11 protein-coding genes are annotated in these 16,381 nt (G+C 28.7%); 5 read left to right on the forward strand and 6 right to left on the reverse strand.

Annotation, left to right across the window (positions count from 1 at the left end; translation table 11 throughout):
• Positions 1–59 precede the first annotated feature (59 nt).
• Both KGF41_RS08100 and KGF41_RS08105 read left to right on the forward strand, forming a co-directional pair.
• Positions 60–1,973 (forward strand): ABC-F family ATP-binding cassette domain-containing protein, encoded by a 1,914-nt coding sequence (locus KGF41_RS08100; protein WP_227827842.1) that lies wholly within the window; start codon positions 60–62, stop codon positions 1,971–1,973.
• A gap of 15 nt (positions 1,974–1,988) precedes the next feature.
• Positions 1,989–3,365, forward strand: coding sequence for an MATE family efflux transporter (locus KGF41_RS08105; protein WP_227856554.1), 1,377 nt, complete (start codon positions 1,989–1,991; stop codon positions 3,363–3,365).
• A gap of 149 nt (positions 3,366–3,514) precedes the next feature.
• Here the strand turns inward: KGF41_RS08105 and KGF41_RS08110 are convergent, their stop codons facing one another.
• A complete protein-coding gene (locus tag KGF41_RS08110) occupies positions 3,515–4,165 on the reverse strand; it encodes a Crp/Fnr family transcriptional regulator (protein ID WP_227842670.1) in 651 nt (216 codons plus the stop codon).
• Between the two features lie 612 nt (positions 4,166–4,777).
• Between KGF41_RS08110 and KGF41_RS08115 the strand changes: the two genes are divergently transcribed.
• The 3 genes from KGF41_RS08115 to KGF41_RS08125 all read left to right on the forward strand — a co-directional run bounded on the left by KGF41_RS08115 (position 4,778) and on the right by KGF41_RS08125 (position 9,747).
• Positions 4,778–6,766: a sigma 54-interacting transcriptional regulator gene (locus KGF41_RS08115; protein WP_227856555.1), complete on the forward strand. Its 1,989-nt coding sequence runs from the start codon at positions 4,778–4,780 to the stop codon at positions 6,764–6,766.
• A gap of 368 nt (positions 6,767–7,134) precedes the next feature.
• Positions 7,135–8,355 (forward strand): M20 family metallopeptidase, encoded by a 1,221-nt coding sequence (locus KGF41_RS08120; RefSeq protein ID WP_227827846.1) that lies wholly within the window; start codon positions 7,135–7,137, stop codon positions 8,353–8,355.
• Between the two features lie 36 nt (positions 8,356–8,391).
• Complete coding sequence (locus KGF41_RS08125; RefSeq protein WP_227856556.1) at positions 8,392–9,747, forward strand: APC family permease; 1,356 nt, start codon at positions 8,392–8,394, stop codon at positions 9,745–9,747.
• A gap of 134 nt (positions 9,748–9,881) precedes the next feature.
• On the opposite strand, the gene nhaC is transcribed toward KGF41_RS08125, so the two are convergent.
• From nhaC to KGF41_RS08150, 5 genes are read right to left on the reverse strand one after another with little or no spacing between them, the layout of a single operon-like run.
• Positions 9,882–11,303 carry a Na+/H+ antiporter NhaC gene (gene nhaC, locus KGF41_RS08130; RefSeq protein WP_227827848.1) on the reverse strand — a complete coding sequence of 474 codons (1,422 nt, stop codon included), beginning with the start codon at positions 11,301–11,303 and terminating at the stop codon, positions 9,882–9,884.
• Between the two features lie 29 nt (positions 11,304–11,332).
• Positions 11,333–12,397, reverse strand: coding sequence for an ornithine racemase Orr (gene orr, locus KGF41_RS08135; RefSeq protein WP_227856557.1), 1,065 nt, complete (start codon positions 12,395–12,397; stop codon positions 11,333–11,335).
• Positions 12,382–13,791 (reverse strand): GlmL-related ornithine degradation protein, encoded by a 1,410-nt coding sequence (locus tag KGF41_RS08140; RefSeq protein ID WP_227856558.1) that lies wholly within the window; start codon positions 13,789–13,791, stop codon positions 12,382–12,384. Before KGF41_RS08140 ends, orr begins: the two co-directional genes overlap by 16 nt.
• Positions 13,791–15,995 carry a D-ornithine 4,5-aminomutase subunit OraE gene (gene oraE, locus KGF41_RS08145; protein ID WP_227839988.1) on the reverse strand — a complete coding sequence of 735 codons (2,205 nt, stop codon included), beginning with the start codon at positions 15,993–15,995 and terminating at the stop codon, positions 13,791–13,793. The genes KGF41_RS08140 and oraE overlap by 1 nt, the downstream gene beginning before the upstream one ends.
• On the reverse strand, positions 15,989–16,363 hold the full coding sequence (locus KGF41_RS08150) for an ornithine aminomutase subunit alpha (RefSeq protein ID WP_227827852.1): 375 nt from the start codon (positions 16,361–16,363) through the stop codon (positions 15,989–15,991). Before KGF41_RS08150 ends, oraE begins: the two co-directional genes overlap by 7 nt.
• Positions 16,364–16,381: the final 18 nt, after the last annotated feature.

A 16,381-nucleotide genomic window follows, 5' to 3' on the forward strand; every position in this document is an offset into this window, starting at 1 on the left:
CCTTGATTATATTATATCAAAACATTATAATTTTAGATAGTTCAAGGAGGTAGAAATTTATGATTGTTTTGTCATGCAACAACTTAAATAAAAGTTTTGGTATAGATTCTATATTGGAAAATATTAGTTTTACAGTAAATGAAGGGGATAAAATTGGTATAATTGGCATTAATGGTACTGGAAAAACTACTTTATTTAAAATAATATCGGGAATTTATGGCTATGATAGTGGAGATATTTACACTTCTAAAGATTGTGAAATCGGATATTTAGAACAAAATACCAATTTTTATTCGGATAATACCATTTTAGAAGAAGTGTTGGAAGTTTTTAAAGATTTGATAGATATGGAATCCTATTTAAGAGAATTGGAAGTTAAAATATCTGAGGAAAGCACAAAAACAAACTCTCCAATTTTAGAAAAAATCATGGATGAATATTCACATAAGTTAGAATTATTTTCAGATTTAAATGGATATGGATATAAGTCTGAAGCTAAAGGAGTTTTAAAAGGATTAGGATTTAGTGACAATGATATGGATAAACCAATAAGTATACTTTCTGGTGGTGAAAAAACTAGGGTTCTTTTAGGAAAATTACTTCTTAAAAAACCAACTTTATTATTACTTGACGAGCCTACTAACCACTTAGATTCTGAAGCAATAGAATGGTTAGAAGTATTTTTAAAACAATACAAAGGTACTGTTATGCTAATATCTCATGATAGATATTTCTTAGACCAAGCTGTAAATAGAATTTTTGAAATTCACAATAAAAGACTTAAAGTATATAATGGTAACTATTCTAAATTTGTTGAGCTGTCTAAAATAGAAAAAGAACTAGAACTAAAAAAATTCGAAGACCAGCAAAAAGAAATAAAAAAACAAGAAGAATCTATTGAAAGACTAAAAGCGTATGGTCGGGAAAAGCACCTAAAACGTGCGAGAAGCAAAGAAAAAGCATTGGACAAAGTAGATGTTTTAGATAAGCCAGAAGCTTATAGAAAAAAAGCTCGTATACAGTTTACTCCCTCTGTTCAAAGTGGGAATGATGTCCTTCAAATTAGAGATGTATCTATGGGATATGGAAAAAGAATACTTTTTAAAGATTTAAACTTAGACATATATAGAGGAGAAAAAGTTGCTCTTATAGGTGCAAATGGTATTGGTAAGTCTACATTATTTAAAATAATAACTAACGAACTACAACCTCTTAATGGTAATATTAAGTTTGGAACTAATGTCCATGTTTCTTACTTCCATCAGGAACAAAAAACTCTTAATTTGGATAACACCATAATTGATGAAATTTGGGAAAATAATAATCATCTTACTCAAACCACTTTAAGAAATATGTTAGGAGCATTTTTATTTGTTGATGAAGAAGTTTTCAAGAAAATTTCTACATTAAGTGGTGGAGAAAGAGCCAGAGTGGCTATACTTAAACTTATACTATCCAATGCAAATTTCTTATTGTTAGATGAGCCTACTAACCACCTAGATATTGATTCTAAAGAGGTTCTTGAGGAAGCATTAACTAATTATGATGGTACTATATTTACAATATCACACGATAGATATTTTCTAAATACTGTTGTAGATAAGATTCTTGTTTTAGATGAAGATGGAGTTACTGAATATTTAGGTAACTATGATTATTATATTGATAAGAAAAGACAAGTTCAGGAAATGAGTATTGTTGAAGAGAAAGAAGAAAAAACAAGGACTCAAATAAAGGATGAAAAAAGAAAAGAAAGAGAACAAAGAGAATTAGAAAAGAAAAATAGAATAAAAAGGCAAAGTATAGAAAAAGAAATTGAAAAACTAGAACTTAAAATTGAAGAATTAGATGTGCTATTGTGTCAAGAAGAAGTATACTCTAATCCTGAGAAAGCTAAAGAAGTCAGTCAAGAAAAAATCAGTTTAGAAAATGACCTTTCCTCTCTATATGATGAGTGGGAAGAGTTTATGTAAAAAGGAGAGGATTATTTGCAAGCATTGTTTTCTTTAAAGGATGAAAATAAAAGGTTTTACAAGATACTTCTATCTTTATGTATACCTATTATCATACAAAACTTAATTTCTACGTCTGTAAATGTAATAGATACAGTTATGATAAGTAGTTTAGGTGAAGTATCTGTAGCTTCAGTTGGAGTTGCAAACCAATTTTTCTTCCTTTTTAATATGTCTCTGTCTGGTATTACAGGTGGAGCTGGAGTTTTTATTTCACAGTTTTATGGAAAGAAAGATATTAGTAATATAAGAAAGGTTACAGGTCTTACCTGTATATTAGCACTAGCTTTAAGTTTTGTATTTGTTATCCCTGCTCTACTAACGCCAAAACCAATAATACACATATTTTCTTATGATTCAGAGGTTGTAAGACTTTGTATAGAGTATTTTAGTATTGCAGTATTTAGTTATCCATTAATAGCTATAAGTACAGTGTTTAGTACTGGTTCTAGAGGTGTTAGGAATCCTAAGTTAGGTATGATTTGCAGTGCATTTGCTCTTGTAACAAATGTTATTTTAAATTATGGATTTATATTTGGTAATTTAGGGCTTCCTGCATTAGGCGTAAAAGGAGCTGCTTTAGCAACTGTAATTGCAAGAATATGCGAATTAATTTTAATGCTTACTTATGTCTATTTTTATAAAAAAGACTATATATTAAAATTTGGTTTGAAAAATCTAAAGACTATTGATAAGATTTTTATCAAATCTTTTTCATCAAAGAGTTTCCCTATATTTGTAAATGACTCTGCATGGGCAGTTGGAACTGTTCTGTATTCTGTTGCCTATTCAAGGGCAGGTACATCTGCTATAGCGGCAAGTCAAATAGCAACTAGTACAGGTAACTTTTTTATAATGACTGCTGTATGTATTGCATCTGGTGCATCTATTATGCTTGGTAATGAACTTGGTGCTGACCATATCAAAAGAGCCATTGAATATGCTAAGAAATTTTCTATACTAGTGTTTTTAGCTGGTTTAATACTTGGAATTATTTTAATTTTAAATATCCCATTATTATTAAAGATGTTCAGTGTTTCTGATAGCTTGTCTTCTGATATAACTAAAATATTTTTTATAATGGGTATACTAATGGCTCTAAAATCATTTAATACATTAATTATAATTGGTATTTTGAGAAGTGGTGGAGATACTAAATATGCTCTATTTTTAGAATTAGGATGTATGTGGTTAGCTTCACTTCCTTTAACTTTTATAGCTGCATTTAAAGGGGCACCTATATTTATCCTTGTTCTACTCACTTACAGTGAAGAAGTTGTAAAATTTATATTTGGTGTACCTAGAGCATTATCTAAAAAATGGGCTATTAACATAGTTAAAGAAATTGATTAATAACAATAGTATATTTTAGTAGTATATAATACTTTAAAATAGTCTCACTGAAAACAGCTAAATTATTTCTGGTTTTCAGTGAAGCTATTTTTTATTTTTTATAGAAATTATTATATTATATTTAAGTGAAATAACAATAATATTTATAACTATTTATCTTCTAAAAATTCCTTTACTTCAAAGGCTAATCTATATAATTTATCATAGTTCAAAACTTCATATGTACTATCTATTTTTTTAATTATACCCTTTTCAATTAAATTCAATAGGGAGTGGTATCTACTCTTTCTACTGATTGAATAAATTTCACTAAAATTACGAATATACTTTGCTTTACATGTACTATTCTCTTGTTTTTTTAATATACAATATGCAATGACTTCTGTACAAGAAAATAATTCTCTTACCATTCTAGTCTTGTACAACTCATATATTCTTCTTGTACATTTACTGTGAAATAATTCAATAAAATCTCTTTTAAGGTATAACTCATCAAAGACATCTTTTTTAAATCGGAATAATTTTATATTAGTTTTCGCAAAGATATCACATTTCAAATTATGTTCATATATATAACTAATTTTACCTATAAATTCATTTTCTGGTACAATATCAACAAGAAATTTATTTCCTCCTCTAGTAGAGCATTCTACTAATGCAACTCCCTCTATTATAAAAAAGACTTCTTGTAAATCTTCATCTGACGCTACAAATCTTTGCCCTTTTTTATATTCAACAATGGATACTTGATTTAAGTTATTTTTAATAATTGGGTATATGCTCGTTTCTTCTGCTTTCATTAAATTCTCCTTTTATGATATATTATGTAAAATATTCTATTTATATATTTTAATTTAGACTAATTTTTAACAAAAGATAATATAACAATTAAATTAATCTTGACAAATCTATTCTACTCAAGCAGAATAAACTTATACATATATATTTTCATATATTATTTATTTTAATATAATTCTATATTTATGAAATTGTATTATCAATAGAATTTGTTAAAATAAATTTTTTAGATGTATATTATAATTTAATCGAATAGAAATGAAAAATATACATACATTTTAGATTTTAAGCAACAATTAGGGGGATTTGGTGACAAGATTTAATTATAAGGAAGAAGGTTTCTATGTATGATTCTCAAAAAATCATATCTAGGCACCTTCTTTTTTGTATAAAACTCTATTAAATTTAAAAAGTTAGATATAAAATTATTGATGTTACATAAAAAAGATATTAAAATTAAATTATTTTATAGTATTAATAATGTTGAATAGTTTAAGTATTAATATTGTATAAGTTTTGTACCATTTTAGATACAATGAGATATATTGATTATGGAAATAACCTTCCTGTAAATATTATTAAAAACTATTTATTATATAAATAAGGAGAAATCAATGAAAAAATCAGTAGCTTTGATAAATGATAGCAGAAAAGATTTAATAGATTTTTTGGAAAATAACTTAAAGTTAGTTTTTGGAGATTACATAAAAATTAACAGATATTTTATAAATGAAATAAATGATGATGATATTATAAACGATGATGTAATATTAGTAATGTCTGTAGAGAGATTAGATAAAATTATAAATAATATATTGGACAGGAAAAAAGTTATTGTAATAAGAAGAACTTTTAAGGAAGATAAAGTATATGATTTATTATCCTTACCACAAGGTACAAATGCTTTAATTGTAAATGATTCTGATGAAACTACTTTAGAGACTATAAGCTTATTTTATAAGATTGGAGTAACTAATATCAGACCAGTTCCATATATGAACGAAAATAATTATAAAGATATAAAGATAGCTATAACTCCAGGAGTTCCAGAAAAAGTCCCTAGTTTTATCTCAGATATTTTTGATTTAGGTCATAGATATATAGATATTTCTACCTTTATAGAAATAATAAACTTATTACAAATCGATTCAAAAGAAATACAATCTAATCTAGTTAAATACTCAGAAGAAATAATAAGTTTAGACACAGGTATAAAAGATAAATATAAGGAACTGTTTTTAAAGATAGAAGAATTAGATACAATATTGAACTTATCAAAAGATGGTGTAATAAATACATATAATAGTAAAGTAAAAGACATCTTAAATACAAAAGAAGATATCTATGGTAAACATATTGAAGAAGTGTTTATAGATAGTTTAAAGGTTTTATTAAATGAAAAAGAGATATTGGACAAGGTTGTTATATTTGATAAAAAGTATATAAATGTAAATAAAAAAAACATATACAATAAAGATGAAAAAATGGGCACATATTACAGTTTACAAGAAATAACATACATAAAAAAGCTAGAACAAAATTTAACTAAAAAATTAAGAGAAAAAGGACAAATAGCAAAATATACATTCAAAGATATAAAAACAAATAGCCCAAAGATGCTTGAATGCATAGATTTAGCTAAAAAAGTTTCTAAATCTGATTTAAGTATACTTATTAGAGGTGAAAGTGGAACTGGTAAGGAGCTCATAGCCCAATCTATACACAATAATTCAACTAGAAAAAATCAGCCATTTATAGCAGTAAATTGTGCAGCTGTTCCCGAAAACTTACTAGAAAGTCAGTTATTTGGATATGATAAAGGTACTTTTACTGGTGGTCTAAAAGAAGGAAAACAAGGATTATTTGAGCTAGCAAACAATGGAACTATATTCTTAGATGAAATTGGCGACATGCCCTTAGAACTACAAACAAAGCTCCTTAGAGTTCTTCAAGAAAAACAAATAATGCCTGTCGGTTCTCATAATATAATTAATATAGATGTTAGAATCATATCAGCTACTAATAAAAATCTAGAACAAATGATTGATAATAGTAAATTTAGAGAGGATTTATATTATAGATTAAATACAATTCCAATAAATATACCTCCTTTAAGGGAAAGAAAAGAAGATATCTTAATTATTATGGAAGATTTAATTAATAAAAAGTTATTGATTACACCAGAAGCAAAAGAGCTTCTACAAAACTATAAATGGAAAGGTAATATAAGAGAACTCCAAAATGTAACATCTTATTTAAATATTATGTGTGATGATATTGTACTTGAAAAGGACTTACCTCCAAACTTAAGAACTTTAGATAATAAGAATTCCCCATTAAAACTAAAGTATAATAAAAACGATATTTTAAATATACTAGAAGTGTTAATTTTAAATAAAGAATCAGATGTTGGTATTGGTAGAGGACTAATTTTACAAAGATTACTAGATAAAAATATTCAAATTACCGAAGGGAAAATAAAAAAAATATTTGAATATCTAAAAAAAGAAGAATTTATAATTTGTAATTCAGGAAGATATGGAAGTAAAATAACTCAAAAAGGAGAAACCTTTTATAATAAATTAAAGTATGAAACTCTATAAGTTTATCAACTATTAAATAAAAAATCTATTAGGGAATAATTTGTTTCCTTAGTAGATTTTTTTGTTTGCTAAATACATCAAAATTATAGTTTATTTTTATCTAATTAATAGGAATTAATAGGAATAGGATAAATAAAAATTTTCCTATTTTCTTTATAAACACTTATATATAGCATAATCTTTATCCAAAATAAGATTTTTTACTGAAAATTGCAATATAATATTTATTTTTCATACTTTTCATACAATATAATGATTTTTTTTATTCAATATTTTTATAAAAAACAAAATTCTTAAGCAAAAAAATATGGCATAATAATTGCTTAACTATATTAACAAAACAATAAAAAGCAATTGGAGGAATAAAAATGCAACCAACTTTAAAATTAGAAAATCAAGTTAAAGAATTAGAAAAAGATTTTGTAATAGAAAGTTGTAATTCTATAAAACCTTGGTTAATAGATGTTAGAAGAGAATTACACAGAATTCCAGAATTAGCTCTTGAGGAAAATCTTACAAAACAAAAAGTCATTTCTTATTTAAAAGAAATAGGAATTGATTATATGGAATTTACAAAACACAATGGAATTATGGCATACATTTTAAAAGAAAATGCAGATAAAACTATTTGTATAAGAGCAGATATGGATGCGCTTCCTATAGAAGAAGAAAACGATATACCTTACAAATCAATACATAATGGAAAAATGCACGCTTGTGGTCATGATGCGCATACAACAATGCTACTTGGAGCATGTAAAGTACTTCATTCAATGAAGGATAGTCTAAATGTAAATGTAAAATTCTTATTTCAACCAGCAGAAGAAGGTTTTGGTGGAGCAAAATTCTTGGTTGAAGATGGGTGTTTAGAAAACCCTAAAGCTGATTATATATTTGGGCTTCATGTCATGCCACACATTAAAACAGGATTTATTGAAACAAAATACGACACATTAAATGCAAGTGTTGATACTATAGAAATAAGTGTTAAGGGTAAAAGAGCTCATGGTGCATACCCTGAAAATGGTATTGATGCAATAGTCACAGCTTCACAAATTGTTACATCACTACAAACCATAATAAGTAGAAACCTAGAACCAAATAATGCTGCAGTTTTGACTATAGGCAAAATATATGGTGGTGATGCACATAATGTAATATGTGAAGATGTAAAATTAGAAGGTACATTGAGAACTTTAAATAGTGAGACAAGGGATTTTGTAATTAATAAGATTACTAAAATTGTTGAAGATACAGCATCTGCATTTGGATGTATTGGAACATTATATGTGAGTGACGAAAATTACCCTGCTGTTATAAATGAAAAGGAATTAGTAGATACTGTTATTTCAAGTACTAAGGAATTACTTGGAGAAGAAAAATTTATACTGAGAACAAACCCTTCATTAGGTGGAGAAGATTTTTCTTTTTATACAGAACATTGCAAAGGAGCGTTCTTCCATTTAGGGTGCAAAAACGAGGAAAAAGGGCTGACTTCACCTCTTCATACCTCTAAATTTAATGTAGATGAGGATTGTCTGCCAATAGGAGTTATGATACATGTAATGAATACTTTATATTTTAATTAATATGGTAATTAATAAAAGAATAGGAGATAAATTAATATGGAAAAAGCTAAAAAATTAGGGTTATTTAGTATGATATTATTAGGAATTAATAGTATCATAGGTTCAGGTATATTCTTACTACCAGGTAAAGTTTACAATCTAGCAAGCCAAAATAGTATATTTATATATATTTTTGCTACACTTCTAGTTCTATCAATACTTTTATGTTTTGCAGAGGCTGGAAGTATGTTTGACAAAAATGGAGGTGCATATTTATACTCCAAAAAGGCATTTGGTGATTTTATAGGTTTTGAAGTTGGTACAATGTCTTGGGTCATTAGAATCATATCATGGTCTACACTGGCAGTAGGATTTGCAACAGCTTTAGGCGCATTTTGGCCAGAAGCTGCTACTGAATATAAAGGGTATATCGCAGTGACATTAGTGACATTACTTTCAATAAACAGCTTATTTGGAATTAAAAGCACAAAGATAATGAATAATGTAATAACTATAGCTAAATTAGTACCATTAATAATTTTTGTAATAATCGGAATATTCTTTATAAAATTTGATAATGTTGTTCCTTCAGGTAATGTTCTAAATTCCAGTATAGGACCAGCTATAATATTAGTATTTTACGCGTTTACTGGATTTGAATCATTTGTTGTAGCAAGTGGAGAAATGGATAATCCTAAAAAAAATCTTCCAATAGCATTAATAACTACAATATTTATATGTGCAATAATTTATATCTTAATTCAAGTTGTCTGTATGGGTATACTTGGAGACAAACTATTTGAAAATAGTATTCCAATCGCAGACGCTTCAAGCGTATTTTTAGGTAATTATGGCAAAGTCTTTATATCTGTAGCAACATTAATATCTATATTCGGAATAAATATAGGTTCTTCAATAGTAACTCCTAAATGTGGCTCTGCTCTAGCAGAAGAAGGTTCTCTTCCAGCATTTATAGGAAAAACAAATAAATATGATGCTCCATATGTAGCAATAATAATGTCTTTAATCTTCTGTATACCACTTGTATTAACTGGAAGTTTTGAACAGCTTGCAGTAATGAGTGTAATTGCCAGATTTGCTCAATACATACCAACTTGTTTGTCAGTAATAGTTTTAAGAAAAAGAGCAGATATTCAGGCTTCATTTAAAATTCCTTTTGGTCCTGTTATACCAACAGTAGCTATATTAGGTAGTTTATGGTTGTTACAACAAGCTTGGCTTGAAGATATGTCAAAACCTGTAACTCAAAATAGGGTTTTGATAGGACTAGGAGCAATGTTATTGATAGCACCTTTATATGTACTTATGAAAAAAAATAAAAAAAATGAATGTGAGTGCAAAAATAAATCAGAAGATTCAAAATTGTATATCCCAAGAGAAAAAATTCAGTAATATTTTATAGATTACTTGACATTCTTTTTTATTTTAAATTTATAGAAAAAGTCAATAAAGACCTAAATTTTGTTATTTACACAAAGTTTAGGTCTTTATTTTTTCTAATAAGTAACATATATTAAATACTATAATCAAACATCAAAATTCAAACAAGTTTCAGGTTCATCTTCTATTTTTGCTATTTTAAACTTACATGCAATTAATGCTAGAGATACCAATGGATTTATAATATTTAATAATGCATATGGACCATATGTTAATGCAGATACCCCTAATGTTGCTGTTATATACGCTCCACATGTATTCCATGGTACCAGTGGAGAACTTAAAGTTCCACTATCTTCTAAAGCTCTTGACAACATCTTAGGGTGTATACCTCTCTTTTTATATTCCTTATTATACATTCTTCCTGGTATAACTATAGATAAGTATTGTTCACCTGCTATTATGTTAGTAACCGTGCAAGTTACCATTGTACATAATACTGTTCCAAATACACCCTTTGCTAATCTTAGTAAAGAAGAAGCTACTGCTTCAAGCATGCCTGTTTTTTCTAAAATACCTCCAAGAGATAAAGCACATATTGTTAAAGATACAGTGGACATCATATTCATAATCCCACCTTTAGATAATAAAGCATCTACCTCTTCTATTTGTGTTGATGAAACATATCCATTTTGTGCTGCGTCTAATATTACATTCATAGATTCTCCTTGGAAAACTATTGCAAACAATACTCCTAATACAGCACCTACTATAAGCCCTGGTATCGCAGGAACTTTAAATATAACTAATCCAATTACTATTGCTGGAGCTAATAATAATACTGGTGATAAAGTATTAAATGTAGAATCTAATGTAGACCTAATTAACTCTATCTGTTTTATGTCTAATGCTTGACCTGAATACTTCATTCCGATTACACCATAAATTACTAAACAAATTAATAATGATGGTATAGTTGAATATAGCATATATTTTATATGTGTAAATAAATCTGTTCCTGCCATAGCTGGAGCTAAGTTAGTCGTTTCAGATAAAGGTGATAGTTTATCTCCAAAGTAAGCTCCAGATATTATAGAACCAACTATTAATCCAGTTGGCATACCCAAACTTTGGCCAATTCCTAAAAGTGCTACACCTACTGTACCCATTGTACTCCAAGATGAACCTGTTGCAAGAGATACTATTGCACATACTAGCGTTGATGCTACTAAAAAAATATTTGGTGATAAAATTTTTAGTCCCCAGTAAATCATACATGGAACTACTCCACTTACTATCCAAGTTCCTATAAGTACACCTATTATAATTATGATTAAGATTGCTTGCATTGCCATCTTTATACTATTGAACATACTTAATTCTAGGTCTTTCCATTTAAAGCCAAGCCTATATACAGCCACAAGTCCTGCTACTGCTGCAGCTCCTATTAGTGGTACATGAGGTGATGAACCATACATTAATACCCCTAAACTTAAAAATAATATCAAGCAAGTAATTGGTATCATTGCATCAAACAGATTTGCTTTTCTACATTCTCGCTCTTTCATAAAATAATTTCCTCCTAATTATTTGAACACTACACTATAATTTTTTTTGAAACATATTCGCTCGTACTAGATGACACGATGCCTCCATAAGTTAATAAAAATTCTACATTGTCGCCTAATTTATAGTCATATTTTGTATTACTTACATCTAATATCATGTGGTCTGAACTTGCCCCTAATATCTTTATATCAGTGTCTATTGGAATTAAAGAGTCAATATTTATGTCCTGTTTACCTATTGCTATGATTGCCCTTTTTAAGATTCCCTTGTCTTCATAAACAGGTTTATTTCTAAAAGCATCCACTCCTATTTCGCCAATAGGAACTGATGGCTTTTCTTTACATTCAACTATTTGACATATTAATTTGAATACATCTTGATATGTCCCATTTATATTTTTGCCATATGCGGTTTCTCTACCAAGTAGAATAGATTCACCTATTCTCAAATTAGTAACACCTTCTGGCATATTATTACTTGTCATTAAATGTATAGAGCTTGAGTTACCTCCTGATACTATTTCTAGATTTATTCCAAATTTACCTTCTATCTTTTGAGCTATACTTACTAGCCTACCTATATTTTCTTTAGATGGTATAACAGCTCCATAACAAGTTAAGTTTGTAGCTATACCAACTATTTTAATATTTTTTAATCTTACTATCTCTTTTATACTATTAAAGAGGTCTTCTTCATAAAAGTAACCTTCTCGTAAATCTCCTAAGTCAAACATAAGAACTATATTATGAATAATATTTTTACTTTCACATAACTCATTTAATTTCTTTATAGTTTCTAATTCTGAGTTAAAACTTATATCACAATAATTGATAACTTCTTCTAGTTCACTTATCATGGGTATTCTAATCAGCATTTTAGGTAAATTTATATCTTGTAATTTTTTTAAGTTTTGAACTCTTGAATCTGCTATATAGTCTATTCCTTCACTATATACTGCTTCTACTATTTCTTTTTGTGCACAAAATGATTTAGTTACAAAAGATACTTTAATGTTTCTTTCATGACAACTCTGTAAAATTATTTTAGCATTATGTTTTAATTTTTCTATATCTATTTCTAATCTAGGGTACATAATCTTTCCTCCTTGAAGTTCAAACTTTTTAGTAGGAGCTTAAGAGATGCTTCTTCGTATTTTTTAGACAAAACACCCATAGAAGCCATAATATAGTCACTATCTATCAATATCTTTGTTTTTTCCTTTGGAAATAGTAATTCTTTATTTTTATTGTATTTAGTTATATTGTCTAATATTTTAATTCTACTAGGGAGCCTAGTAAGTGCTCCTCCTGTACCCACTATATATCTTACTTCTGTTAAATCTTTTCCTTCTGCAATTTTGATTTTTCCAGTTGTTCCATAAATATTTCTTATTTTTCCTGAGTGTCTTAACATAGCTTTAATAACAGCTTCTTTTGTCAATCTCTCGACAAATAATATTTCTTCTTTTGATTTTGGTATTGGCGGATAATTATCTATTACTTTATCAATATCTATAGATAATTCATTTTGTAAATTTTCTTTGCCTATAACTTCTACTATATTTTTCATATTTACATATACACCTAAATCCCCCTCAACACTTCTTTTAGCTACAGGTTCAGGGTTAACTAATATTTTATTAATATAGTCACTTCCATCTGTAACAGAATGTACATCAGTAGTTGCTCCACCTACATCTAGAGTTAATAAATCTCCAATATTTTTATATAAGAGTTTAGAAGCTTCCATTACAGCCCCTGGAGTTGGAGTAATATTTTCATTAACCATTTCTTTAATATACTTCATTCCTGGTGCTGTAGTTATATGATCTTCAAACACACCTTGAATGATTTTTCTTGTAGGTTCTATATTCAATAAATCTATTTTAGGGTATACATTTTCTGTTATATAAAGCTTATAATTTGTATCTTCAAATATTAATCTTACTTCCTCTTGATTTTCAACATTACCAGCATATATAACTGGTATACCTAAATTCATAGAAGCTATCATTTCGGCATTATAAATAGCTGTATCTCTTTCTCCGTAATCAACTCCACCAGCTATTAAAATTATATTGGGATTTATTTCTTTTATTTTCTTTAAATCAGTTCTTTTAATTCTACCTGATGTTACTTGACGAATAACAGCTCCAGCTCCTAGAGCAGCTTCTTTAGCTGCTTTTACTGTCATATCATATACTAATCCATGAACAGTCATTTTTAATCCACCAGCTGCACTAGAAGTTGCAAACATATCATTATATTTTATATCATCTACAGATAATTTATTAGCTAAATCTTTAATAGCACCTGATAAGCCATTTCTTACATCGCCACCTTCAAACACTGTTGTTGGAGCCTGACCTTGACCTAAAAATACAGGATTATCAGTATCAATATCATGAAAAGCGTTTACCACAGTGGTAGTACTTCCTATTTCAGCTACCAACACATCTATTTTTAGAGAAACTTTTTTATTCTTCATTATTTATTATTCATTTCTCTTCTTTTTTCAACTAAGAAAGTGGCTACATGTATACCTTTACTATTTCTTCCAAATCCAGCATCTATTCCTTGTTCAACGGCTATTTCAGGTGTTACTTGTGTTCCTCCACAAGCAATCATTACTTTATCTCTTATACCTTTTTCTACACAATAATCGTGTAATTTCTTCATATTTTTATAATGAATATCATCATGACTTATTATTGTAGATGCAAGTATTGCATCTGCATTTAGCTCTATTGCTGCATCTACTAATTTCTCTACAGGTACAGAAGTTCCCAAGTAATGGCATTCTATACCATATTTTTCAATACCACCATGTTTTATATCTATTATTTCCCTTAAACCAACTGAATGTTCATCTTCTCCAACTGTTGCTGAAACTATTTTCATAGGTTTTTCTTCTATATCTGCTCTTATTTCTTCATCAGTTAGTACTTTAGGCTCTTCTGGTATTACTAAATCATTTAAATCTATATCAAATGGAACTCTTCCCTTTACTTCTATCCTAGTACCTTCAGATTCATGCATAACTTCTCTACTTATAACCTCAACTTCTTGTAAATTCATTTTTTTGACAAATTCCAATGCTGCAAACTCAGCTGTTCTTTTATCGGTAGGAAGCATCATTGTTATCATTACAATTCCATCTGCACACCATTCCATTTCAGGCTTGATTTTAGTTCCACTTCTGTATTCCTCTGATTCTTTTAGTCTATTTTCCACATTATCAAAATCATCCAGTTCATCGATGTATATTATTTTGTCTGGATTTTCAAATGTACATCCATCTATTAATATTGATGGATTATCTATAGCTTTTTCATCGTATTGAGCTACATTATTGTATCCAAAGTGAGCAGTTACAGGTGCTAAATAATCTTTATCTCTTTCATAAACAGTACCTTCTCCAACTCCTCCTTTTATTTTTCTAGATATTCCATCACCATTTCTTTCTGGATAATTTCCTGAGTCAACGAAGAATCCTTGTTCTACAGATTCAAAATATCCTCCAACTTCAAATATTTCTTCCATATATAATACAGCTCTTTCTTTAAGCTCTCTTGCTTTGTATCTTAATTCGCCAACATCTTTAAGTTCTATCATATCCATAAGACCATCCATACCAACTAAAGCTTGCTTTGCTGTATCACATGCTTCTATGTTGTATATATGCCAAGGTACATTTCTACCTTCGTCAGGTGTTATAGTTGATTGTATGTCAGCTCTAGTTAAAACTGATGTTAATAAATTTAATACATGAGTGACTGTAGCTTCTCTAGTTGATGATTCCATATATTTAGTATTCATTTGAGCTCTCATCTTATAATCACTAAATAACTCCCTAAGTGCAACAGCGTAAGGTAAGTCTATTCTTAAACATGGTGCTGGAGGTGCTGTTGGTGGAACTGTTGATAAACATATATTACTTTTATCTATTCCTATTTTTTCTGAGAATATAGAATTTAAAGCGTGTTGAACCATAAGTTCAGGCATTACCTTCCATGCTTCTCTAGCAGTAGCATTAGCATTATGTGCTCCATCTATTTGAGCTATATTGGCAAAAGCCATTATTTGTTTAGCTTCACAAGCATCTACAAAAGATCTTACCATGTTTATATTTCTATATAGAACATTATATTGTGGGTCTTGATGTGCTCCATTGACCCCTTCTTCAGCAAACATTACTGCTACTTCAGGACCCGCAACACCGCTTACATATGAATGGTAATTAATCGGTCTACCAACTTCTTCTTCTATAAAGTCAAGAGCTTTTCTTTGAGCTCTTACTTGTTTTCTTGTTATTGGAACACCACCTATACCTTGAGGAGTGCCTTCTATAAGTCCATCAAAATGCGATTGTCCAGCTGTTCTAATGACCATTAAGTGGTCAGCACCATGATGAGCTGCCATCCTCATTCTTCTTATATCATCTTCAAATCTTCCAGAAGCTATTTCAGTAGTAATAACTGGGCTTGGTTGAGGGTCTATATTATTGAAATATTTAGATGATGGTAACCCTATACTCTTCTTTAAAGGTTTTGTACAGTCTTTATATTCAAAAGGTCCCATTTCAAGATTTTCCAAGTGTTCTCTCCAAACCCAACCTCTTCTTTTTGGTTTATATTTATCCAAATCTTTTAATATATAGTCTATATCTAATTTTTTATTTTCCTTTAACATGATTCTACCCCTTCTCTAAATAAACATGTAACTTCATCCCAATATTCACCATTAACTAATAATAAACCAGCTTCTCTAACTGATATATTTTTAGATTTAGCAAACTTATAAACTACATGCCCTGCCCCCTTACCTATAAGACCTCTTTCCATAACACCTTCTAAAATAGGTTTTACCTCAAGAGAAGAAAATCCCATTCTTAACAAAACAGACCTTTCTATTGATGGTGTTGTGTTCTTTTTACCAAGGTCTATCATTGGTTCTACTATCTGGGTAGCTAAACTCCAAAATCTTTCTTTTAACTCATCATCACTCAATTTCTGAAGATGTTTTCTTCTAACCTCAAAATCATCCTCTCTTTTTTTCATGAACATTCCCCCATTCAT

Origin of the sequence: Clostridioides sp. ZZV14-6150, from assembly GCF_020657875.1 — a bacterium.
In the GTDB taxonomy this organism is placed as follows: Bacteria; Bacillota; Clostridia; order Peptostreptococcales; family Peptostreptococcaceae; genus Clostridioides.

Bases quoted from the DNA above. Each gene is read 5' to 3' on its own strand.
- oraE (WP_227839988.1), bottom strand. From the start codon at position 15,995: ATGTTAAAGGAAAATAAAAAATTAGATATAGACTATATATTAAAAGAT.
- nhaC (WP_227827848.1), bottom strand. From the start codon at position 11,303: ATGAAAGAGCGAGAATGTAGAAAAGCAAATCTGTTTGATGCAATGATA.
- KGF41_RS08110 (WP_227842670.1), bottom strand. From the start codon at position 4,165: ATGAAAGCAGAAGAAACGAGCATATACCCAATTATTAAAAATAACTTA.
- KGF41_RS08125 (WP_227856556.1), top strand. From the start codon at position 8,392: ATGGAAAAAGCTAAAAAATTAGGGTTATTTAGTATGATATTATTAGGA.
- KGF41_RS08115 (WP_227856555.1), top strand. From the start codon at position 4,778: ATGAAAAAATCAGTAGCTTTGATAAATGATAGCAGAAAAGATTTAATA.
- KGF41_RS08120 (WP_227827846.1), top strand. From the start codon at position 7,135: ATGCAACCAACTTTAAAATTAGAAAATCAAGTTAAAGAATTAGAAAAA.
- orr (WP_227856557.1), bottom strand. From the start codon at position 12,397: ATGTACCCTAGATTAGAAATAGATATAGAAAAATTAAAACATAATGCT.
- KGF41_RS08140 (WP_227856558.1), bottom strand. From the start codon at position 13,791: ATGAAGAATAAAAAAGTTTCTCTAAAAATAGATGTGTTGGTAGCTGAA.
- KGF41_RS08100 (WP_227827842.1), top strand. From the start codon at position 60: ATGATTGTTTTGTCATGCAACAACTTAAATAAAAGTTTTGGTATAGAT.
- KGF41_RS08150 (WP_227827852.1), bottom strand. From the start codon at position 16,363: ATGAAAAAAAGAGAGGATGATTTTGAGGTTAGAAGAAAACATCTTCAG.